The organism is Ramlibacter aurantiacus (genome assembly GCF_016722895.1).
GTDB lineage: Bacteria > Pseudomonadota > Gammaproteobacteria > Burkholderiales > Burkholderiaceae_C > Ramlibacter > Ramlibacter aurantiacus.
The window spans coordinates 15,602-36,810 of sequence record NZ_JAEQNA010000007.1 but is presented as its reverse complement, the minus strand read 5'-3'; the positions used below and the strand labels follow the sequence as shown (position 1 = coordinate 36,810).

At 67.7% G+C, this 21,209-nt stretch carries 23 protein-coding genes and 2 tRNA genes; 13 read left to right on the top strand and 12 right to left on the bottom strand.

All coding sequences use genetic code 11. The annotated features are described in order from the left end of the window. Nucleotides 1–21: 21 nt before the first annotated feature. From JI739_RS17325 to JI739_RS17305, 5 genes are all read left to right on the top strand, one after another. A complete protein-coding gene (locus JI739_RS17325) occupies nucleotides 22–1,470 on the top strand; it encodes a M16 family metallopeptidase (protein ID WP_201685194.1) in 1,449 nt (482 codons plus the stop codon). A gap of 20 nt (nucleotides 1,471–1,490) precedes the next feature. Then, a complete protein-coding gene (locus tag JI739_RS17320; protein ID WP_201685193.1) occupies nucleotides 1,491–2,885 on the top strand; it encodes a M16 family metallopeptidase in 1,395 nt (464 codons plus the stop codon). A 231-nt stretch (nucleotides 2,886–3,116) separates the two neighbouring features. Further along, a complete protein-coding gene (gene rsmD / locus JI739_RS17315; protein WP_201685192.1) occupies nucleotides 3,117–3,752 on the top strand; it encodes a 16S rRNA (guanine(966)-N(2))-methyltransferase RsmD in 636 nt (211 codons plus the stop codon). Between the two features lie 28 nt (nucleotides 3,753–3,780). Continuing rightward, the gene (gene coaD, locus JI739_RS17310; protein WP_201685191.1) at nucleotides 3,781–4,281 is read left to right on the top strand and encodes a pantetheine-phosphate adenylyltransferase; all 501 of its coding nucleotides are present in this window, start codon (nucleotides 3,781–3,783) and stop codon (nucleotides 4,279–4,281) included. A gap of 143 nt (nucleotides 4,282–4,424) precedes the next feature. Further along, on the top strand, nucleotides 4,425–4,676 hold the full coding sequence (locus tag JI739_RS17305) for a YfhL family 4Fe-4S dicluster ferredoxin (protein ID WP_201685190.1): 252 nt from the start codon (nucleotides 4,425–4,427) through the stop codon (nucleotides 4,674–4,676). Between the two features lie 48 nt (nucleotides 4,677–4,724). Here the strand turns inward: JI739_RS17305 and JI739_RS17300 are convergent, their stop codons facing one another. The 8 genes from JI739_RS17300 to JI739_RS17265 form a co-directional block, all read right to left on the bottom strand. Further along, nucleotides 4,725–5,162, bottom strand: coding sequence for a hypothetical protein (locus JI739_RS17300; RefSeq protein ID WP_201685189.1), 438 nt, complete (start codon nucleotides 5,160–5,162; stop codon nucleotides 4,725–4,727). A gap of 33 nt (nucleotides 5,163–5,195) precedes the next feature. Beyond that, nucleotides 5,196–5,804, bottom strand: coding sequence for an aminoacyl-tRNA hydrolase (pth, locus tag JI739_RS17295; RefSeq protein WP_201685188.1), 609 nt, complete (start codon nucleotides 5,802–5,804; stop codon nucleotides 5,196–5,198). Nucleotides 5,805–5,889: 85 nt separating this feature from the next. After that, entirely contained in the window at nucleotides 5,890–6,519 is a 630-nt protein-coding gene (locus JI739_RS17290; RefSeq protein ID WP_201685187.1) for a 50S ribosomal protein L25/general stress protein Ctc, read from the bottom strand. Between the two features lie 81 nt (nucleotides 6,520–6,600). Continuing rightward, nucleotides 6,601–7,578 carry a ribose-phosphate pyrophosphokinase gene (locus tag JI739_RS17285; protein ID WP_201685186.1) on the bottom strand — a complete coding sequence of 326 codons (978 nt, stop codon included), beginning with the start codon at nucleotides 7,576–7,578 and terminating at the stop codon, nucleotides 6,601–6,603. A 41-nt stretch (nucleotides 7,579–7,619) separates the two neighbouring features. Further along, nucleotides 7,620–7,696, bottom strand: a tRNA-Gln gene (locus JI739_RS17280). A 19-nt stretch (nucleotides 7,697–7,715) separates the two neighbouring features. Then, nucleotides 7,716–8,576: a 4-(cytidine 5'-diphospho)-2-C-methyl-D-erythritol kinase gene (gene ispE, locus JI739_RS17275; protein WP_201685185.1), complete on the bottom strand. Its 861-nt coding sequence runs from the start codon at nucleotides 8,574–8,576 to the stop codon at nucleotides 7,716–7,718. Continuing rightward, nucleotides 8,573–9,025: an outer membrane lipoprotein LolB gene (locus JI739_RS17270; RefSeq protein ID WP_354003745.1), complete on the bottom strand. Its 453-nt coding sequence runs from the start codon at nucleotides 9,023–9,025 to the stop codon at nucleotides 8,573–8,575. Before JI739_RS17270 ends, ispE begins: the two co-directional genes overlap by 4 nt. 32 nt (nucleotides 9,026–9,057) lie before the next feature. Further along, complete coding sequence (locus JI739_RS17265) at nucleotides 9,058–10,821, bottom strand: tetratricopeptide repeat protein (protein WP_201685183.1); 1,764 nt, start codon at nucleotides 10,819–10,821, stop codon at nucleotides 9,058–9,060. 31 nt (nucleotides 10,822–10,852) lie between these two features. Between JI739_RS17265 and mutM the strand changes: the two genes are divergently transcribed. From mutM to mutY, 4 genes are all read left to right on the top strand, one after another. Further along, entirely contained in the window at nucleotides 10,853–11,665 is an 813-nt protein-coding gene (gene mutM / locus JI739_RS17260) for a bifunctional DNA-formamidopyrimidine glycosylase/DNA-(apurinic or apyrimidinic site) lyase (protein WP_201685182.1), read from the top strand. 65 nt (nucleotides 11,666–11,730) lie between these two features. Further along, nucleotides 11,731–12,099: a type III secretion system chaperone gene (locus tag JI739_RS17255; protein WP_201685181.1), complete on the top strand. Its 369-nt coding sequence runs from the start codon at nucleotides 11,731–11,733 to the stop codon at nucleotides 12,097–12,099. Nucleotides 12,100–12,179: 80 nt separating this feature from the next. Then, nucleotides 12,180–14,204 carry a dynamin family protein gene (locus tag JI739_RS17250; protein ID WP_236589828.1) on the top strand — a complete coding sequence of 675 codons (2,025 nt, stop codon included), beginning with the start codon at nucleotides 12,180–12,182 and terminating at the stop codon, nucleotides 14,202–14,204. Next, complete coding sequence (gene mutY / locus JI739_RS17245) at nucleotides 14,201–15,232, top strand: A/G-specific adenine glycosylase (protein WP_201685180.1); 1,032 nt, start codon at nucleotides 14,201–14,203, stop codon at nucleotides 15,230–15,232. Before JI739_RS17250 ends, mutY begins: the two co-directional genes overlap by 4 nt. A gap of 15 nt (nucleotides 15,233–15,247) precedes the next feature. Here mutY and rapZ read toward each other — a convergent pair whose 3' ends face one another. Genes rapZ through JI739_RS17230 form a run of 3 tightly spaced genes read right to left on the bottom strand, consistent with a single transcriptional unit; the run spans nucleotide 15,248 to nucleotide 18,692 of the window. Continuing rightward, nucleotides 15,248–16,132, bottom strand: coding sequence for an RNase adapter RapZ (gene rapZ, locus JI739_RS17240; protein WP_201685431.1), 885 nt, complete (start codon nucleotides 16,130–16,132; stop codon nucleotides 15,248–15,250). An 8-nt stretch (nucleotides 16,133–16,140) separates the two neighbouring features. Next, nucleotides 16,141–17,802, bottom strand: a complete 1,662-nt coding sequence (gene recN / locus JI739_RS17235) for a DNA repair protein RecN (RefSeq protein WP_201685179.1) — start codon at nucleotides 17,800–17,802, stop codon at nucleotides 16,141–16,143. Then, nucleotides 17,799–18,692 carry an NAD kinase gene (locus tag JI739_RS17230; RefSeq protein WP_201685178.1) on the bottom strand — a complete coding sequence of 298 codons (894 nt, stop codon included), beginning with the start codon at nucleotides 18,690–18,692 and terminating at the stop codon, nucleotides 17,799–17,801. The genes recN and JI739_RS17230 overlap by 4 nt, the downstream gene beginning before the upstream one ends. 35 nt (nucleotides 18,693–18,727) lie before the next feature. On the opposite strand from JI739_RS17230, the gene hrcA reads away from it, so the two are divergent. After that, on the top strand, nucleotides 18,728–19,738 hold the full coding sequence (gene hrcA, locus JI739_RS17225; RefSeq protein ID WP_201685177.1) for a heat-inducible transcriptional repressor HrcA: 1,011 nt from the start codon (nucleotides 18,728–18,730) through the stop codon (nucleotides 19,736–19,738). Here hrcA and arsC read toward each other — a convergent pair. Then, on the bottom strand, nucleotides 19,733–20,164 hold the full coding sequence (arsC, locus tag JI739_RS17220) for an arsenate reductase (glutaredoxin) (RefSeq protein ID WP_201685176.1): 432 nt from the start codon (nucleotides 20,162–20,164) through the stop codon (nucleotides 19,733–19,735). The two genes, hrcA and arsC, sit on opposite strands and share 6 nt — an antisense overlap. 116 nt (nucleotides 20,165–20,280) lie before the next feature. Between arsC and JI739_RS17215 the strand changes: the two genes are divergently transcribed. The 3 genes from JI739_RS17215 to JI739_RS24865 all read left to right on the top strand — a co-directional run bounded on the left by JI739_RS17215 (nucleotide 20,281) and on the right by JI739_RS24865 (nucleotide 21,013). After that, a tRNA-Ile gene (locus JI739_RS17215) sits at nucleotides 20,281–20,357 on the top strand. A 141-nt stretch (nucleotides 20,358–20,498) separates the two neighbouring features. Next, on the top strand, nucleotides 20,499–20,855 hold the full coding sequence (locus JI739_RS24725; protein WP_201685175.1) for a TIGR02391 family protein: 357 nt from the start codon (nucleotides 20,499–20,501) through the stop codon (nucleotides 20,853–20,855). 14 nt (nucleotides 20,856–20,869) lie between these two features. Then, nucleotides 20,870–21,013 (top strand): TIGR02391 family protein, encoded by a 144-nt coding sequence (locus JI739_RS24865; protein ID WP_201685174.1) that lies wholly within the window; start codon nucleotides 20,870–20,872, stop codon nucleotides 21,011–21,013. The last annotated feature ends 196 nt before the right edge of the window (nucleotides 21,014–21,209 follow it).

Here is a 21,209-nt window from a genome sequence, read left to right as displayed (position 1 = left end):
CTTTTGAACTCAGACGATTCTATGAAACGAACCCTGCAGAGCCTTGTGGGCGGCGGCTTGCTGGCGTGGGCCGTGGCCCTGGCGCCGTTGCCCGCGAACCCCCAGCCCGCACTACCGCCGCCGCCCGCCGGATCCACCACGCCCACTGGCGCTGCCGAGGTGCGCCAGTTCACCTTGTCCAATGGCATGACGCTCATCGTCAAGCCGGACCGCCGCGCGCCGACGGCCGTGCACATGGTCTGGTTGCGGGTCGGTTCGATGGACGAGGACGATGGCCAGAGTGGCGTCGCCCACGTGCTGGAGCACATGCTGTTCAAGGGCACGCAGGAGCTCAAGCCGGGCGAGTTCTCCCGCCGGGTGGCCGCCCTGGGCGGCACCGACAACGCCTTCACCGCGCGTGATTACACCGGCTACCACCAGCAGATCCCGGCAGAGCGGCTGGAGGATGTGATGCGGCTGGAGGCCGACCGCTTCGCCAACAACCAGTGGCCGGACGATGAATTCCGCCGCGAGTTGGAAGTGGTGAAGGAGGAACGCCGTTTGCGCGTGGAGGATTCACCCCGTGCGCTCATGTTCGAGGTGCTCAACGCCACCACCTTCCTGGCCTCGCCCTACCGGCGCCCCATCGTCGGCTGGATGAGCGACCTGGAGGCGATGACACCCGAGGACGCCCGTGCCTTTTACCGGCGCTGGTACACGCCGGCCAACGCGGCAGTGGTGGTGGCCGGCGATGTCGACCCGGCCGAGGTGCTGAAGCTGGCCGAGCGCCATTACGGGCGCATCCCGGCGCGCCCGGTGCCACCGCGCAAGCCGCAGGGCGAGCCCCCGCAGCGTGGCCCGCGACAGGTGGAGATCAAGGCGCCGGCCGACCAGGCCTTCACCGCCATGCAGTTCAAGGTGCCGCGCCTGACCTCGTTCGAGTCCACGCGCGAGAACGACGACGCGCTGGCGCTCTCGGTCCTCGACGCCGTGCTCGATGGCCATGGCGGCGCCAGGCTGCCTCGCGCGCTGACCCAGGGCGCCGACCGCGTCGCCGATAGCGTCGGTGCGTCCAACGGCTTGTGGGGCCGCGGCCCGCAATTGTTCACGTTGACCGGTGTGCCCGCGCCAGGCAAGACGCCCGAACAGGTGCGCGCGGCGCTGCGGGCCGAAGTCGATCGCGTGGCGCGCGAAGGCATCACCGAGGCCGAGCTGCAGCGGGTGAAGACGCGATGGATCGCCGCCGAGGTCTACAAGCTCGATTCGATCTTCAGCCAGGCGCGTGAGCTCGGCGCCTACTGGGCCTACGGGCTGCCGCTGGATTCCGGCGAGCGCCTGATCCGGCGCCTGCGCGACATCACGCCAGCGCAGGTGCAGGCCGTGGCCGCCCGCTACTTCGGCGACGACCAGCTGACCATCGGCACGCTGCGGCCGCTGCCGCTGGAAAAGCCCGCCGCGCCCCGGCAGCCGCCGCCCGGCGCCCGGCACTGAACACCCAGGACTCTCACCCCATGAAAACCTCTTCGAATCGCTCCGCCGCAGCCAGCCTGTGGCGGACCCTGCTCGCCGCCACCCTGTTGTGCGCCGTACCGGTCGCTTGGGCCGCGCTGCCGATCCAGCACTGGGTGCAGGACAGCGGCGCCCGCATCTACCTCGTCGAGGCGCACACCCTTCCCATGGTGGACGTGCAGATCGATTTCGATGCCGGCGCGCGCCGCGACCCGCGTGGGCAGGTCGGACTGGCCAGCGTTACCGCCAGCCAGTCCGGCAACGGCCTGCTGGCGGCCGACCCCAGCCGCTCCGGGCCCGCCGCGCCTTATGAAGGCGCGATGGACGAGAACCAGGTCAGCGAGGCCTGGGCCGACTTGGGTGCCGGCTTCGGCGGCAGCGCCGGCAGCGACCGTATGAGCTTCACCCTGCGCTCGCTCACCGACCCCGACCTGCTGTCCCGCGCCGTGACCCTGGCGGCCCGCCAGCTCGGCGAGCCGGCGTTCCCGGCGGACGTCTGGCAGCGCGACCGCGAACGGGCGATCGCGGCAATCCGCGAGGCCGACACGCGGCCCGCCACCGTGGCCGGCAAGACTTTCCGCGCGGCGGTGTACGGCGGGCACCCCTACGGCGGCGAGGTCACCGCCACCAGCCTGGCCGCCATTTCCGTGGACGACATGCGTGCCTTCCATGCCCGCTACCTGCAGCCCTGCCGTGCCAAGGTGAGCATCGTGGGTGCGGTGGATCGTCCCCGGGCCGACCAGATCGCTCGGCAGCTGCTGGCCCGCATGCCGGCGGGGACGGCGGGGTGCCAGCCGTTGCCGGCGGTGCCCGACGTGCCGGCGCTCACCCAGCCGGCGAAGCTGGACATTCCCTTCGCCTCGGCCCAGGCCCATGTGCTGATCGGCCAGCCCGGCTACAAGCGCAGCGACCCGGACTACTTCCCGCTGCTGGTCGGCAACTACATCCTCGGCGGCGGCGGCTTCGTCTCCCGGCTCTCGACCGAAGTACGTGAGCGGCGCGGGCTTTCGTACAGCGTGTACAGCTACTTCTCGCCCGGACTTCACGCCGGCGCGTTCACCGTCGGGCTGCAGACGCGGCCGGACCAGGCCGCGCAGGCGGTCGAAGTGGTGCGCGAGCAGGTCGCGCGCTTCGTCGAACGAGGCCCGACCGAGGCCGAACTCAAGGCGGCCAAGGACTACCTCGTGGGCGGCTTCGCCCTGCGCCTGGACAGCAACCGAAAGCTGCTGGAAAACGTGGCGGCGATCGCCTGGCACGACCTGCCGCTGGATTACCTGGACACCTGGCCGCGACAGGTGCGCGCGGTGACAGCCGAACAGGTGCGCGAAGCCTTCCAGCGCAAGCTGCACCCTGACCGCATGGTCACCGTGGTCCTGGGCGCCGCCTCGCCGCGCTGACCGCTGGGCTTTCACTGACGGCTGTCATCGCTGACAGGGCCGATGAGTCGCAACGGGCGCTTTCGCAAGCAGAATCGGCGCCGACCTGTCACACCAAGGTTCTAGCCAAGGAGAGGGCACCCAGGATAAGAAAGAGGGAGAAAGAGGCAGCTTCAGCGCGGTTCACCACCGCGCTTTTTTTTGTCCACTCGCTGCCCCGGCTTGTCGGGCCCCGCGCGTAAGCTCGCGGCCATGGCTTCAACCACGCGGCGGCCCGCCGCGACCCCGAACACCCAGTCCCGTCAAGCACCCCAGGAGGTGCGGATCATCGGTGGCCAGTGGAAACGCACCCGGCTTGCGGTCGCCGACCGGCCCGGCCTTCGGCCCACGCCCGACCGCGTGCGCGAGACCCTCTTCAACTGGCTGGGCCAGGACCTCGGCGGCTGGCAGGTGGTGGACGCCTTCGCCGGCACCGGCGCCCTCGGGCTGGAGGCGGCTTCGCGCGGGGCGGCGCGGGTGCTGCTCATCGAGCAGGATGCCGCCTTGGTCGACGGCCTGCGCGCGCTGGTCGAGCGGCTGCAGGGCGCCGGCCAGACGGTGACCGTGCGGCGCGGCAACGCAGTCACGTTGCTGCCCTCGCTGGCGTCCGGCTCACAGGACCTGGTGCTGCTCGATCCCCCGTTCGATGCCCGCCTGCACGACAAGGTGCTGCCTTCGGCGGCCGCACTGTTGCGTCCTGGTGGATGGCTTTACCTGGAGGCACCCGAGGCCTGGGCCGCCGAGCGGGTGGCGGCGCACGGCCTGGCGCTGGAGCGGCACCTGCGCGCCGGGGCTGTCCACGCCCACCTGCTGCGTCGGCCGCTGCCCGCGCTGGAGCCCTCGTCATAATCCGCACCCCAGAGCCAGGAGAAGCACCATGGACCGCCCAGTGATCGCCGTGTATCCCGGCACCTTCGACCCCATGACGCTGGGCCACGAAGACGTGGTGAGGCGGGCGACCGGGCTCTTCTCCAAGGTGATCGTCGCCGTGGCGGCGGCGCACCACAAGAAGACCATGTTCACCTTGCAGGAGCGCATCGACATGGCACGCGAGGCGATGCACGCGCTGCCGAACGTCGAGGTGGAGAGCTTTTCCGGATTGATGCGCGACTTCGTTGTCGCACGCGGTGCCAAGGCCATGGTGCGCGGGCTGCGTGCGGTCACCGACTTCGACTACGAATCGCAACTGGCCGGCATGAACCGCAGCCTCATGCCCGACGTCGAGACGGTGTTCCTCACGCCCAGCGACAAGTACCAGTTCATCAGCAGCACCTTCGTGCGCGAAATCGCGGTGCTGGGCGGCGAGACCGACAAGTTCGTCTCGTCCAGCGTGCAGGTCCGCCTCACGCAGAAGGTGCAAAGCCTCGCACGTGGTTGAGCGCGCCGCGGCCTGCGGCTTCCGGCCCGAACATTCGACCGCGTGCCAATCAGAGTCGCGACCAGGGTGATGAAGCGCTCGAGGAGCAACCGACGTGATTCGCGCGGGATAATGCCAAGTCGTTTCTCGAGGGGGCTTTCCGCATGGCGCTGATGATCACGGACGAATGCATCAACTGCGACGTCTGCGAACCCGAGTGCCCGAACGAAGCCATTTCACTCGGGCCGGAGATCTACCAGATCGATCCCAACAAGTGCACCGAGTGCGTCGGGCATTTCGACGAACCGCAGTGCGTGCAGGTCTGCCCTGTGGCCTGCATTCCAGTCCATCCAGAGCACGTCGAGGACAAGGACTCCCTCTGGCGCAAGTTCCAGCGGCTGCGCGCGGCGCCTTGATGCCGCCTCGCATGGACCGGGCCACGGCGCAGTCGCTTCAGTCCCGCATCAGCGCTTGCGCTCGGTCTGCTTGGCGGTTGCGGCAGTTCGGGGTTTCGCGGCCGCCTGGGTGGGCTTTCCCGGCACACGCGCCACGAAGATTGGCTGCTTGCCACGAGGCTTGAGGTCGAAGTCGAGCTCATCCCAGGACGAAGCGATCGGTGCCGTGCCTTTGCTGCCGGTCGTGCCCATGCGCCGCTGTTCCGCCTCCAGGCGCGCCTCTTTTTGAAGGCGCTCGCGCTGCAGGCCTTCGGCCAGTCGGGCATCCCGGCGCGCCGCGGTCTCGGTTTGCGCCTGCTGACCGGCGGTGCGCGGGTCCGCCGCTTCAACCTGGCGCCCGCCTTCGCAAGGCTGCGGGCCATAGGTGTCGCCGCAGCGATAGATGGGCTGCGACCATGCCGGCAGGCTGGCCAACAGCACGATGGTGACGCCTCGTCGTGCGTTCATTCTCGGACTCCCTGGAAGTAGCAAAAAAAGCGGTCAGACCCCCTCGGGGCGCGGCGGCTTCGGCCGCGCGGGCTTGTGGGTGTGGACCAGCAGCGTGGCCTTGTCCATTTCACCCGCAACCATGGCTGGAAAGGCCTTCAGCGTGCGGTCGATGCAGTCCTCGATGGCGGTGCGCTGCTCGGGCGCTGGCTTCTTCAAGACCCAGTCGGTGACCTCGGACTTGACGCCCGGGTGGCCGATGCCCAGGCGCAGGCGCCAGTAGTCGGCGGTGCCGAGTTGGGCATGGATATCGCGCAGGCCGTTGTGTCCGCCGTGCCCTCCACCGAACTTGAGCTTGGCCTGGCCGGGTGGCACGTCGAGTTCGTCGTGCACCACCAGCACCTGCTCCGGCGCGATCTTGTAGAAGCGCGCCAGCGCCGCCACCGAGCGACCCGAGAGGTTCATGAAAGTCTGCGGCTCCAGCAGCCACAGCGTATGGCCGTGGATGTTGCCTCGGGCTGCGAGGCCTTGGAAGCCGCGCTCGTTGACCAGGTCGAGCCTGAGCTCGCGGGCGAGCGCATCCACCCACCAGAACCCCGCGTTGTGGCGCGTGCCTTCATACCCCGGGCCAGGATTTCCCAGGCCGACGAACAACTTGATCATGGGTCCGGATTAGAGATGAAAAAAAGGCCCGCGATGCGGGCCTGGGATGGCAAGGCTGCCAGAGGCGGCAGCCGGGCGCTTCGGATTACTTCTTGCCCTTGCCCTTCTTGGCCTCGGGAGCCGGCGCGGCAGCGGCCTCGGCCGGAGCTTCCTCGGCGGCCGGGGCCACCACGGACACCAGCACCGGGTTCTTCTTGCCACGGGTGACGGCGTTCACGCCCTTGGGCAGCTTGACCTCGGCCAGGTGGAGCGACTGGCCCTTCTTCAGGCCCGACAGATCGATCTCGATGAACTCGGGCAGGTCGCTGGGCAGGCAGGAGATCTCGAGTTCGGAGATCACGTGGTTGACCACGCAATGGTCCAGCTTGACGGCCTCAGACTCGTCGGCCTTCACGTAGTGGACCGGCACCTTGTTCTGCAGGCGCGTGCGGGCGTCCACGCGCTGGAAGTCCACGTGCTGGACCAGCTGCTTGAACGGGTGGTACTGCACATCACGCAGCAGCACCTTGCTGGTCTGGCCGTTGAGCTCCATGTCGAGGATGGAGGAGTGGAAGGCTTCCTTCTTCAGGGCGTGCCACAGCGCGTTGTGATCGAGTTCGATCAGTTGCGGCTGGCCATCGCCACCGTAGACGATCCCGGGCGTCTTGCCCGTGATACGCAGACGGCGGCTCGCACCCGTTCCCTGCTTGGCGCGCTCAAAAGCGACGAATTTCATGACTGACTCCGATTGCGTGAGTCCACCGCGACCAGTGTGACTCCGGTTGAAAAAGGCCCCGTTGACGGGGCCGCTGCTGACTCAGAACAGGTTGTCCTGATCCGAGAAAAGGCTCATCACCGACTCGCCCTTGGCGATACGCTGGATCGTCTCGGCGATCAGCGGTGCGACGCTCAGCTGGCGGACCTTGCCGCAAGCACGCGCGTCGTCGGACAGCGGGATGGTGTTGGTGACCACGACCTCGTCGAGCGCAGCCCCCTTGGAGATGCGGTCGATGGCCGGGCCGGAGAAGATGGGGTGCGTGCAATAGGCGTAGACCTTGCGCGCGCCGCGTTCCTTGAGCACCTCGGCGGCTTTCACCAGCGTGCCGGCGGTGTCGATCATGTCGTCCATGATCACGCAGTTGCGCCCCTCGATCTCGCCGATCACGTGCATGACCTCGCTGACGTTCGCCTTCGGCCGACGCTTGTCGATGATGGCGAGATCGCAGCCCAGTTGCTTGGCCAGGGCCCGCGCGCGAACCACGCCGCCGACATCAGGCGACACCACGATCAGGTCGTTGTAGTTCTTCTGCCGCAGGTCGGCCAGCAGCACGGGCGAGGCGTAGATGTTGTCGACGGGGATGTCGAAGAAGCCCTGGATCTGGTCGGCGTGCAGGTCCATGGTGAGCACGCGCGAAACCCCGACCGTCTGCAGCAGGTTGGCCACCACCTTGGCCGAGATGGGCACGCGCGACGACCGCGGGCGGCGGTCCTGACGGGCGTAGCCGTAGTAGGGAATGACGGCACTGATGCGCTCGGCGGAAGCGCGCTTGAGCGCGTCCACCATGATCAGCAGTTCCATCAGGCTCTCATTGGTGGGGGCGCAGGTGGACTGGATGACGAACACGTCACGAGCGCGCACGTTGGTGTTGATCTCGACGGTCACTTCGCCGTCGGAAAAACGGCCGACCGTGGCGGCACCCAGCGAGATCCCCAGGTGATTCGCGATCTCGGCGGCCAATCCGGGATTGGCGTTGCCGGTGAAAACCATGAAGTCGGGAGTTTGTGCAGCCTGCATGAGAGGAGCCAGCGATCTCGAACGTTATTGCCTAATGCATTTGGCAGGGGAGGAAGGACTCGAACCCTCGCATGCCGGAATCAAAATCCGGTGCCTTGACCAACTTGGCGACTCCCCTACACAGGTTGACGGCTGAATCAGCCGCCCACCGATGACATGTCGCTGGGTGCCCACCCCACGAGAGGATGGGCCTCCATATTGCTGCAGACCTCGAGGCGCCATCCCGTTGGCGGGGTGGAGGGCAACTGGCCCTCCGGCAACCTGGCGAACACCGCACTTCCCGAGCCGGTCATCCTGCCGTGCAAACCTTGCGAACCGAGCCATTCGATGGCCTGTGTCACGCCCGGGCAGAGCTTCTGTGCGACCGGCTGCAGATCGTTGCGACCGAAGTCGTAAGGCGATGCAGCAAAGCCCGAGAGTATAGCAGCGTCACTGGAGCGATTCAGCTCCGGATCGGAAAAGATTTTGCCGGTCGCGAGGCCTTCGGGCGGCTTGACCACGACGAAGCGCGCGGGAGGCAGCTCGAGTTCCTGGATGCGTTCACCAATGCCTTCGACCCAAGCGTTGCGCCCTCGCAGGAAGAACGGTACGTCGGCGCCAAGCGCGAGGCCGATGCGTTCGAGTTCGACTTGGCCGAGGTTCAGGCTCCACAAGCGATTGAGCGCGAGCAGGCAGCTTGCGGCATCCGACGAGCCACCTCCCATGCCGGCCTCGGCGGGCAGGCGCTTGTCGATGACGATGTGGACGCCTTCGTGGCAACCGGTCGCCTGCTGGAGCGCGCGGGCTGCACGCACGCAGAGATCATCGGCGGGCAGGGGCGTGGACAGATCTTCGCGGGTGATGCCCGCGGTGGCGCGGCGTTCGAAGTGCAGCGTGTCATGCCAGTCGACCAGCATGAAGGCCGACTGCAGCAGGTGCATGCCGTCTTCGCGTCGACCGGTGATATGCAGGAAGAGGTTGAGCTTGGCCGGCGCGGGTACGTCGTACAACGCCTTCACGGGGTCTCCAGCACGATGCGCAGGTCGGCTGCTGGGAGCGGCTCCGTTCGCCTCGCATGAAGGCGGCCTTGCCGGGAGAGGTCGGCGGTCCAGCCGGGCACCATGGTGGCACGACCGGCCAGCCAATCGAAGAGGGCAGCCAGCGGCACCGGTGCCCCGAGCACCTCGGCGATCAAGGCGTCGATCGACGGGAACCGCCGCGGTTCCTTGCCTTGCTCTCGCAGCAGCGCCGTGCCGGCGGCCCAGCTCAGTATGGCGGCCGTGCCACCAAGAGGGGTGAAGAGCGACAGCTCGCCTTGCTCGGGCGAGCCGCGCAACTCGAAGGCGGCTGAAATCGACTGCGGCGGATCGTCGTGCACCTGCAGTCCCAGGCGACCGGACCAGTAGCCCTGGTCGGGCTTGGCGGGGCGTCGCGGGGGACTCGCGCACCCCGCCAGGGCGGCTGCCACCAGAAGCAGCAGCGCTTGTCGGCGGCCGCGCGTCACAGGCTGACCCGCAGGCGCTTGAGCGTCTCCTGCAGCGTCTCGTTCTCGCGGTTGAGCATCAGCCCTTCGCGCCAGATGGCCTGCGCCCGCTCACGCTGGTTCAGGCTCCAGAGCACCTCGCCCAGATGGGCGGCGATCTCGGCGTCGGGGCGTTGCCGATAGGCACGTTCGAGGAGGCGCAGGGCCTCGGCTTTGTTGCCCGCCCGGAATTCCACCCACGCCAGGCTGTCCGTGATGAACGGATCTTCGGGGGCGAACTCCAGTGCCTTCTGGATCAGTCGGCGAGCCTCGGGCAGACGCTGGTTGCGATCTGCGAGAGAGAAGCCGAGCGCGTTGTACGCATGGTGGAAGTCGGGCTTGATGTCGATGGCCTTGCGCAGCAGCCGCTCGGTGCTCGCAAAGTCACCCGTTTTTTCGGCCACCATGGCCAGGTCGTAGAGCAGCTCGGCGTCGCTCGGCTCTTTGGCGACCGCCTGTTGCAGCAGTTCACCGGCCTGCTTCCACTGGCGGTTCTCGCGCAGCAGCTGCACCTCGGCCATGAGCTTCATGCGCGCGTCGGCGGGCGTGCGATCGGGCAGCTGGCGCAGCAGCTTGCGGCCTTCCTCCAGCCTGCCCTGCCGCGCCAGGATGGACGCGCGCCGAGCCTGCGCACTCACCAGCTCCTGGGCGTTTTCGATGCGGTCCAGCCACGCGTTGGCTGCGGCCAGGTCCTGGCGTTTCTCGGCGATCTGCGCCAGTGCCAGATAGGCCTGCGACCGGCCGCGGCTGCGTTCGGCAGCAGGGCCGCGGGCGTCCTGCAGCAGCTGCAGGTACCGGTTCAACGAGGCTTCCGCGGGTTCCAGCCGGTTCTCCTGTACTTGCACCAGGCCCAGCAGCAGCCAGGGCTCGGGCAGCTCCGGCTTCTCAGCGGTGACCCGCTGCAGTTGGTCGCTGGCTTCGGTGACGCGCTGGGCGTCGATGAGCGCGCGGGCGTAGGCCATTCGCAGTTCCGGCAAAGGCTTCTCGCTCACCAGGTACCGGCGCACCATGGCCTCGGCCTGTGGCTGGCGCGGGTCCATCAGGTCCAGCGCCAGCAGGGCCGAGCCCTCGGCGGCCGGATTCGCCGCGTGCGCCTTGCTGGCAGCCGCGAGCGCGCCCGCGTTGTCCCCGGCGGCGAGCCGCAGCCGACCGACTGCAGCCCAGGCCGCGGCGGTCGTTTCGGAGCGGGTCAGCCACTCGGTGAGTGCCTGCTCGACCACCTGCACCGCCTGCTTCTTGTCGCTCAAGCGGGCGTACAGCCGGGGCACCGCCGTGAGCACCGACTGCCGCTCGGCGGGCGTTGCCAGGCTCATCTCGGCCCGAAGAGGCTCCACCGTATCGGCCGGACGGTTCAGGGCGATCAGGATCTGCAGCAGGTATCGGTTGGCCTCGCGCGAGGCGGGGTGGGCCTGCTTCCAGGCTTGCGCCGCCTGCAGGGCGGATTCGCCGGCGCGAGCCTGCAGGGCGATCTCGACGGCGCGCTCGAACAGGGCAGGGTCATTGCTCTTGCGCGCCGCATCCAGCATCAGGGAGAAGCCCATGCCGGGGTCGTCGCTGCGTGCGCTGAGCTCGCCCAGCAGCAACTGGTAGAACATTTCGGCGCTCAGCCCCGAGGTCGCCGCATCGGTGCTTGCTGCCGGTGCGCCTGGCCGCATCATGGGCGGGCTCGTCTGCGCCGATGCGGCCTGGATCGTCACCCACAAGGCCGCGGCCACGGCCCCGAAACGCGCGTTAAGGATCATCCGGGCCATCATAATCGGCCCCCCTCCAAACATGCCCGAGCTACCCGAAGTCGAAGTCACGCGCCTGAGTTTTGCTGATCGCATCGTCGGCGGACGCATCCTGGCGGTTCGAATGGGCAAGCCGCTGCGCTGGGCTCTCGGTTGTGATCCGCGGGAACTCGTGGGACGCACGGTGCAGTCGGTGCGCAGGCGCGGCAAGTACCTGCTTCTGGACCTGGATCGCGGGGTGCTCCTGCTGCACCTGGGCATGTCCGGCAGCCTCAGCTTCTTGTCGAACCAGCCGCTGCCCGGCGTGCACGACCACTTCGACCTCGTCACCACGCGCGGCGAGCTGCGGCTGAACGATCCGCGGCGCTTCGGGGCCGTGGTGTTCGCGCCGGCCGACACCGCGCCCGAAGCCGTCAAGCTGCTGGGCCGCCTCGGCGTGGAGCCGCTGGGCGATGAGTTCGGTGTGGCCGACTTCCACGACGCGCTGCGCCGGCGCAAGGCACCCATCAAGCAGGTGCTGCTGGCGGGCGACGTGGTGGTCGGTGTCGGCAACATCTATGCGTCCGAGGCGCTGTTCCTCGCCGGCATCCGCCCCACGACTTCCGCGGCTCGCATCGGCCGCGAGCGCGCCGCCCGCCTGCACGCGGCCGTGCGAGACGTCCTCGCGCGGGCCGTGAGCAAGGGCGGCAGCACCCTGCGCGACTTCTCCAACGCGCGAGGCGAGTCCGGCTATTTCCAGCTCGAGGCCATGGTCTACGACCGCGAGGGCCAGCCTTGCCGGCACTGCGACACGCCCATCCGCATGATCCGGCAGGGCCAGCGCGCCACCTTCTTCTGCCCGCGCTGTCAGCGCTGATCCCGATGCGCGCCTGTGGCCCTTGGTGTTAAAGAGAGGCTTCCTGAACGTGCGGACGCATGCCCATGACCTATGCAGAATTGATCGCCCAGCTGGCGCGGCAACTTCGCTTGCCGCACCTCGTCCCGGGCCCCGAGGGGCACTGTGCGTTGCAATTCGATGACATCGTCGTGAGCTTCACCCCGGTTCCCACGGCTGGGGCTTTCGACGTGGAGGGGCGGGTGGGCCGGGTGGATGTGGCCGACCCGGCCGTCGCCGTCGCGCTCGCGCAAGCCCGGGAAGGCATCAGTCATCTGGCATGGGACTCGGCTGGCCGGGTGTGGCTGCGGCAACGCTTCTTCCTGCAGGTTCTTTCGTTCACCCATTTCTTTCGGACGCTTGAGCGATTCGTCAATCAGGTCGACGCATGCCGCGCCCGCTTGCCCCTGATTTAGCCGGAAATGAACGCTCATTTAGAGCTTTTGGCTTCTGCCGGGCGGCTCGACCGGCTGCTATATTCATGAGCACCCCGGGAATGCCAGTGACCCTCTCGTTCAAAGACCAGCTCGACCAGCACGGCGCGTGGCGCCGTGACTTCGCGCTTCGTCTCAAACGCCTCTCCGAGTGGCTGGGCGAGAACGAGTTGCAGGACGATGGCGTGCTCGAGCGCCTGCGCCGCCTGGAGCAGCAGGTGCGTGCCGACAAGGTCATGGTGGCCTTCGTGGCCGAGTTCTCCCGCGGCAAGTCCGAGCTGATCAACGCGATCTTCTTCGCCGGCTACAAGCGCCGCATCATGCCCGCCAGCGCCGGACGCACCACCATGTGCCCCACCGAGCTCGGATGGGATCCGGAAGTCCTCCCGTCCTTGCGGCTGCTGCCCATCGAGACACGGCTGCAGCCGCAGGGGCTGAGTGAATGGCGGCAGGTGCCCGAGCGCTGGTGGCAGGTCGAGCTGGACGTCAAGGATCCGGCGCAGCTGGCCCAGGCGCTGGAGAAGGTCTCCGAGGTCAACCACGTGAGCCTGGACCAGGCCCGAGAGCTCGGGTTCTGGCACGACGACCTGCCCGAGGACAACCCCCGCCTGACCTCCGAAGGCCAGGTCGAAATCCCGCGCTGGCGGCACGCGCTGATCAACATCCCGCATCCGCTGCTCAAGCAGGGCCTGGTCATCCTCGACACGCCGGGGCTCAACGCCATCGGCGCCGAGCCCGAACTCACCGTCAACCTGATTCCGCAGGCGCACGCCGTGGTCTTCATCCTGGCGGCCGAGTCGGGCGTGACCCGCTCCGACATGGCGATCTGGCGCGACCACCTGTCAGTGCCGGCCGGCGAGACCGACTCGCGGCTGGTGGTGCTGAACAAGATCGATACGCTCTGGGACGAGCTGAGCACGCCCGAGCAGGTGCAGGAGCAGATCGACCGCCAGCGCAGCACCTCCGCCGAGATCCTGGGCCTGCCCGTCGAGCGCGTCATTCCGGTGTCGGCGCAAAAAGGCCTGATGGCCAAGATCACCAACGACACCGACCTGCTGATGGCCAGCCAGTTGCCCATGCTCGAACTGGCACTGGCCCACGGCACCCTGGCGCAGCGCCAGCGCATTCTGCGTGCCGCCGTCGCGGCCGGTGTCGCCGAACTGCGCGAGGAAGCCGCGCATGCCATCCAAAGCCGCCGGCGTGAGCTGGCCGAGCAGATGGTCGAACTCAAGGGGCTGCGCGGCAAGAACAGCGCGGTCATTCGCCACATGCAGTCACGCATCGAGCAGGAACAGGCCGAGTTCGACGAGAGCGGCGCGCGCATCCATGCCGTACGCTCCATCCACCTCAAGCTGCTGCGGCAGCTGATGGAGTTGCTCGGAACCGCGCAGCTTCGTGGCGAGATGAGCGAACTCACCTACGCCCTGCGCCAGCCAGGCATCAAGCTGGGCGTGAAGAAGGCCTATGGCCGCACCTTCGATCGTTTGCGCGCCAACCTGCAGCGCGCCCGTGCGATCAGCACCGAGATCCACGCCATGCTCGGCAGCGCCTTCCGCCAGCTCAACGCCGAGCACGGCTTTTCGCTGCAGATTCCGCGCGAGCCCGACCTGCAGCGCTTCGAGCACGACATCGAACTGGTGCAGCGCAGCCACCTGCAGTACCTGGGCGTGACCAACATGCTGCGCATGGCCCAGGCCAGCTTCTCCGACCGCGTGGTGCGGGCGCTCACCACGCGGCTTCGTGCCATCCACGAGGCGGCGCTGGCCGAAGTGGAGCTGTGGAACAAGTCGGCCGCGGCCCAGCTCGATGCGCAGTTGCGCGAGCGCCGCCGCAACTTTGCCCGCCGCATCGAGGCCGTCGACCGCATCCAGAAGGCGGCCGCCACCCTGGACGACCGCATCACGGAACTGGCGGGGCACGAAGGCGCGGTGCAGGGGCTCAATGGCCGACTCGCCGAACTCACCGCGCCCTTGCTCAACCCGTCGGCCACCCTGGCCCGCATCGCTTCCGCGTCCAGCGCCGAGGCCGATGACGACTTCGAGCCTTCGGCGGCCTTTCACCAGCCCCCGCTCAAGAAAACCGCATGACCGGCTGCGCCGGTGATTTCGCCAGCCGCGTGGTGGCCTGGCAGGCGCGGCATGGCCGCAGCGGACTGCCTTGGCAGGGCACGCGCGATCCCTACCGGGTCTGGCTCTCCGAGACCATGCTGCAGCAGACGCAGGTGGCGACCGTGCTGGGCTACTACGAGCGCTTCACGAGCCGCTTTCCCGACGTGCAGGCGCTGGCCGCCGCGCCTGCCGACGAAGTGATGGCGCTGTGGAGCGGGCTGGGCTACTACAGCCGCGCCCGCAACCTGCACGCCTGCGCGCGCCAGGTGGTGAGCGAGCATGGCGGCCGGTTTCCGGTCAGCGCGCAGCAGTTGCAGACACTCCCCGGCATTGGCCCGTCCACCGCGGCCGCCATCGCGGCGTTCTGCTTCGGCGAGCGCGCCGCCATCCTCGACGGCAACGTCAAGCGCGTGCTCACGCGATTGCTGGCTTTCGACCACGACATCTCGTCCAGTGCCCACCAGCGCAAGCTGTGGCAGCACGCCCAAGAGCTGTTGCCGGGAGAGCCCGGTGCCATGCCCTCGTACACGCAGGGCCTGATGGACCTGGGGGCCACTGTCTGCACGACGCGACGACCGCAGTGCCTGTTGTGCCCCGTCTCCGACGCCTGCGCCGCCCGGCGCCAAGGGGAGCCCGAGCGCTACCCCGTCAAGGGCCGGCGCGTCCGGCGCACGGCGCAGTCGCTCTGGCTGCTGAAGGCCTCCAGCCCCGATGGCGCCGTGTGGCTGCATCGCCGGCCCGAGCAGGGCGTGTGGGCCGGCTTGTACTGCCTGCCTGCCTTCGCCTCACTGGAAGAACTGCAACAGGCGCTGCCGGGCCAGGCGCAGGTTTGTGAAGAGCCGCCCCTTTTGCATGTCCTCACGCACAAGGACCTGCACCTGCACCCGGTCACCGTGCGCACGACCCGCGAACCGCTGGCAGGTGAGGGCGGGTGGTTCGATGCCGACCACTGGCCACGGCTCGGCCTGCCCGCACCGATCCGCACCTTGCTGCAGGGGCGGGGTTGATCGCCTCCGGGAGCTTCAACGGTTCTCCAGCTCGCGGTGCCGCTTCAGGGTGATCCAGTGCGGCGCGAAGGTGCGTGCGAGCTTTTCCACCAGGTACACCGATCGATGCTGGCCGCCGGTGCAACCCAGGGCCACGGTCACATAGCTGCGCTGGTTGCGCGCCAGCGCGGGCAGCCACTCGGTCAGGAAGCCTTCGATGTGCTGCCCCATCCGCTCCACCTCGGGAGCCGCCTTCAAATAGTCGATCACCGGGCCGTCGCGTCCGTCGAGGTGGCGCAGCTCGGGCTCGTAGTGCGGGTTCGGCAGCATGCGCACATCGAATACATAGTCGGCGTCCACCGGGATGCCCCGCTTGAACGCAAAGGACTCGAACACCAGGGTGAGCTGGCTGTCGGGCGCCGACAGCATCTCCTTCACCTGTGCCTGCAGCTGCGCCGGACGGGTGACGCTGGTGTCGATCACCAGGGCCTGCTCTCGCAGGTCGGCCAGCAACTCACGTTCGAGTTCGATGGCTTCCACCAGCGCCTTCTGCAGGGTGGACGCCTCGTTCATCTGAGCTGGGTTCGTATCCCTCATGCCCGACAGGGGATGGCGACGCCGGGTCTCGGAAAAGCGGCGCACCAGCGTGTCGGTGGTCGAATCGAGGAACACCGAGCGCACCGTCACCCCGCGCTGGCGCAGCTCGTGCAGCTGCGTCGGCACCTGCGGCAGTGACTTGGCGCTGCGCACGTCCATCGCGATCGCCAGCTGCCGCGACGCCACGCGCTCTTCCAGCTGCACGAAGGGCAGCAGCAGCTCGGGCGGCAGGTTATCGACGCAGTAGTAGCCCGCGTCCTCCAGCGCGCGCAGCGCCACGGACTTGCCCGAGCCCGACATGCCGGTGATCAGCACCAGCTCCATGGGCCGGTTCATGTGGGCTGCCGGGCGCCTTCACCCAGCATCTCCTTGGCATGTGCGAGCGTGGTGCCCGAAAGGCGCTCACCGCCCAGCATGCGGGCGATCTCGGCCACTCGCTGCTCCTTGCGCACCGGCGCCACCGTGCTGGCCGTGCGGCCGTCGCTGGCCTGCTTGGCCACCAGCAGGTGATGGTCGGCGCAGGCGGCCACCTGCGGAAGATGCGTCACGGCCAGCACCTGGCGGTCACGCCCCAACTGCTTCATGAGGCGCCCCACGGTCTCGGCCACCGCACCGCCGACACCGGCGTCCACCTCGTCGAAGATCAGCGTCTGCGCACTGCCCAGGCGGCTGGTGGTCACCGCGATGGCCAGCGCGATGCGCGAGAGCTCACCGCCGGAGGCCACCTTGCCCACCGGGCGCGGCGTGCTGCCGGTATGTCCCGCCACCAGGAAGCCCACCTGCTCAAGCCCCGCCTGCGTGGGTTCGGCGGCCTTCTCCAGGGATACCTCGAAGCGGCCACCCGCCATCCCCAGCCCCTGCATGGCCTGGGTGATCGCCTCGGCCAGCTCGGGGGCCGCCTTGGCGCGGGCGCGAGAGATCGCGCGGGCCTCGGCCATGTAGGCCTGGGAAGCCTTCTGTTCGGCGGCTTCGAGCGCGGCCAGATCGGCCGCGGCATCGAGTTGCGCGAGCTCGGTCTTCCAACCCTCCAGCACCTGCGGCAGCTCGGCCGGCTGGCGGCGAAAGCGGCGCGCCAGCGACAGCCACAGCGACAGGCGCTCGTCCAGCTCGGCCAGGCGTTCGGGATCGAGGTCGGTGCGGCGCAGGTAGGCGTGCAGCGAGTGCGCGGCATCCTCCGCCTGGGCCAGGGCCGATGCCAGCACCTCGGCCAGCGCCTGGAACGCCGGCTCCAGCGACTGCTGCGCTTCGAGGGCACTCTGGGCGCGGGCCAGCAGCGCCGTGGCCCCGCCTTCGTCGCCTTCGAGCGCATCGAGCGTGAGCTGGGCAGCGTCGAGCAGGCTCTGCGCATGGGCGAGCCGGGTGTGGCTGGCGTTGAGTTCGTCCCATTCGTCGGTGCGGGGCGCGAGCTTGTCGACCTCAGCGATCTGCCAGGCCAGGCGTTCGCGCTCGCGCTGCAGGGAATCTTGCGCGTCCCGCGCCTGCGCCAGCGCCTTCTGGGTGCCACGCCACTGCTGCCACAGCAAGCCGAGCTTTTGCGTGTCGATGCCGCCGTAGCCGTCAAGTAGGGACCGCACCGAATCCGCGCGCGTGAGGCTTTGCCAGGCATGCTGGCCGTGGATGTCGACCAGCTGGTCGGCGGCTTCGCGCAGTTGCGCCGCCGTGGCCGCACTCCCGTTGATCCAGGCGCGGCTCTTGCCTTGCGCGTCCACCGTGCGCCGCAACAGCAGCGTGTCGCCGGCCTCGAAGCCGGCGTCGTCCAGCCAGGCCTGCAGCGCCGGCGGCATGTCGAACTCGGCGCTGATCTCGGCGCGCGTGGCACCCTCGCGCACCGCCCCGCTGTCGGCGCGGGCACCCAGCGCCAGTTGCAGCGCGTCGATGAGGATGGACTTGCCGGCGCCGGTCTCGCCCGTGAGCACCGTGAAGCCGGAATCCAGATCGAGCTCGAGCTCGCGGACGATGACGAAGTCGCGCAGCGCGATCCGCCGCAGGCTCATGTGCCACCCCCGTACCAATGAAGCTTGTTGCGCAAGGTGTCGAAATAGCTCCACCCCCGCGGATGCAGGAATCTCACCTGGTATTGCGAGCGGCAGACGATGACGCGGTCACCGTGCAGCAGCGAAGCCAGGGACTGCATGTCGAAGTTGGCGCTGGCGTCGCGCCCGGCCACCAGCTCGATCGTCACCTCGCCCGCGTCATTGAGTACGATGGGCCGGTTGGACAAGGTGTGCGGTGCGATCGGCACCAGCACCCAGCCATGGTTGGACGGATGCAGGATCGGCCCGCCCGCGGACAGCGCGTAGGCGGTGGACCCCGTGGGCGAGGCCACGATCAGGCCGTCCGCGCGCTGGTTGGCCACGAAATGCCCGTCGACCTCGACCCGGAGCTCGACCATGCCCGAGGTGGCGCCGCGGTTGACCACCACGTCGTTCATGGCCAGGGCATCGAACACGCATGCACCGTCGCGCATCACCCGCGCATGCATCAGGCGGCGGCGGTCTTCCTCGTATTCGCCGCCCAGCATCGGCGGCAGCACCTCGCGCCACTGGTCCAGCGGCACGTCGGTGATGAAACCCAGGCGACCCTGGTTCACGCCGATCAGTGGCACGTTGTAGCGGGCGAGCTGCCGGCCGATGCCCAGCATGGTGCCGTCGCCGCCCACCACCAGGCACAGGTCGCATTGCTCGCCGATGGCCGCCACGTCCAGGCACTCGAACCCCTGTACGCCGGCGTAGGACGCGGTCTCTCGTTCGATAGAGACTGCGCAGCCTTGCGCCGCGAGGAACTGGGCCATATCCTCGAGCGCAGTCAGGGGAGTTCCACCGCTGCCTGCCACCGAGGCTGGGTGCTTGCCTATCAAGGCCACGTGACGGAACAAGGAACTCATTCACAAAGATTACATCATTAAAGTTACCGCTGACGATGCTCGATGACCGTGCCAAATTGCTGTTGAAGACGCTGGTCGAGCGCTACATCGCCGAGGGCCAGCCGGTGGGCTCGCGCACCCTCTCGCGCGCCTCGGGCCTGGAGCTGTCTCCGGCCACCATCCGCAATGTCATGTCCGACCTCGAGGAGTTGGGGCTGATCGCCAGCCCGCACACCTCGGCCGGCCGGATTCCCACGGCCCGGGGCTACCGGCTCTTCGTCGACACCATGCTCACCGTGCAGCGCGAAGGCCTGCCGAAGGCCAGCCTGGCTCCCGACCAGCCGCAACGCGTGATTGCCAACGCGGCCCACCTGCTGTCCAACCTCTCGCAGTTCGTCGGCGTGGTCATGGCCCCGCGTCGCACGTCGGTGTTCCGCCACATCGAATTCCTTCGCCTTTCGGAGCGCCGCTACCTGGTCATCATCGTCTCGCCCGATGGTGACGTGCAGAACCGCGTGGTCTTCACCGAAGCCGACTACAACCAGCAGCAGCTGATCGAAGCGGCCAACTACCTCAACGCCAATTACGCGGGCCTATCCATCGAGCAGGTGCGCGAGCGGCTCAAGGGCGAAGTCGAAAACCTGCGTGCGGAAATCGCGCAGCTGATGAAAACCGCGGTGGACGCCAGCACCGAGGCGCTGAACGAGTCACAGGACGAGGTCGTCATCTCGGGCGAGCGCAACCTGCTCTCGGTCAGCGACTTCTCCAGCGACATGGGCCACCTGCGCCGCGCCTTCGAGCTCTTCGAGCAGAAGACCCAGCTGATGCGCCTGCTGGACATCTCCAGCAAGGCTGAAGGCGTGCGCATCTTCATCGGCGGCGAAAGCAAGTTCGTGCCGGTGGAGGAGCTATCGATCGTCAGCGCGCCCTACGAGGTGGACGGCCAGGTGGTCGGCACGCTGGGCGTGATCGGCCCCACGCGCATGCCGTACGACCGCATGATCCAGATCGTGGACATCACATCCAAGCTGGTGAGCAACGCCCTGAGCCACAACCCGCGCTCATGAGCGCGGCTCGACGCGCGTGCCAGGGTCCGTCACCTGTTCGCCGTCCTCCTTGGTGAACGGTGCGACCGGTCCCACGGGCAGGATCTCCAGCACGGCCTCCGACGGCCGGCACAGGCGGGTGCCCAGCGGCGTCACCACCACGGGCCGGTTCATCAGGATCGGGTGCTGACCGATGAAGTCGAGCAATTGCTCGTCGGTCCATTTGGCGTGACCGAGGTTCAGCTCGGCATAGGGCGTGCCCTTTTCGCGCAGCAGGCCACGCACGGTGATCCCGGCATCGGCGATCAGGCGGCGCAGCTCGTCCTTGCTCGGCGGCGTCTTGAGGTACTCGATCACGCGCGGCTCGATGCCGGCATGGCGGATCAGCGCGAGTGTGTTGCGCGAGGTGCCGCAGGAGGGGTTGTGATAAATGGTGACTTCGGACATGGCAGAGGTTCTTCGCGTCGATGCGAACGAGCATAGCGGGATGGTGTGACAGAGCGCTGCTGCTGGGACGCCCGACGAGTGCCTGCAGCCCACGCGCTAGACTTCGGCGGATCGAGGGGGCGTTAGCTCAGTTGGTCAGAGCAGGGGACTCATAATCCCTTGGTCGTTGGTTCAAGTCCAACACGCCCTACCAGCTTCTCTCGCGTATGCCTGCCCGTTCGGTGTTATCAATTGGTGGCATCGCAGGAACTTCATTCTGCATGTCGGCCATGGGGGAATATGCGCCGCCCCGCTCCGGCGGCAGCCTCAAAGTTGGGATTGCCGTCTCTGCGGCTTGGGGCTGGAGACAAACGGCTTCATCTGCCTCCACCCGGAGCAAGACAACGAAGTCTTCCTGCCAACAGAGCTCGGAAGGTCAATCCAGGACCACAGCCAGCTTCAGACGGTAATTAGCGGTGCGCAACTCCCGGAGGAGTTTCTCCACCGGGACCTGTTGCTCCACGCCCGCCCCCTTTTCCTCCAGTCCCGTTTCGAGACGGCAGTGTTCGAAGCGTTCAAGTCCCTCGAAGTTGCGATTAGCGAAGCCGTAAACGCCCCCGACGGATTATTCGGGGCCAAGCTCGCGCAATATGCGTTCAATCCGGATGACGGCCCCCTCACCGACTTGGGCGTCGATAAGTCCGAGGCGTAGCGCTCCTTAACCTTGTGACCGGCGCCTTGGGGAGCTACAAGAATCCATCTTCGCACCGGCGTGTGGAGATCAAAGCAGTCGAGGCCAGGGAGATGTTGATCCTTGCGTCACATCTTCTTCGGATCGTGGACACCCGCAGGCCGACTTCTTCAATCTGAAGGATTCGAAGAAGCACGATGCGGTCCGCCAGGCGCCCTTGGCGGAACGGGCTGCCTACGTCTGCGATCGACCCGAAGCAGGCGTCGCTTTCCGCTCAAGACGTTGCAAAACGCATCTCTTCCCCTATCGCTTGTCTTCGAAGTCCCTCTGTGTCAGGCTAGTTGTCGCGCTTGAATCTCAAACTTGGCGGGAGAA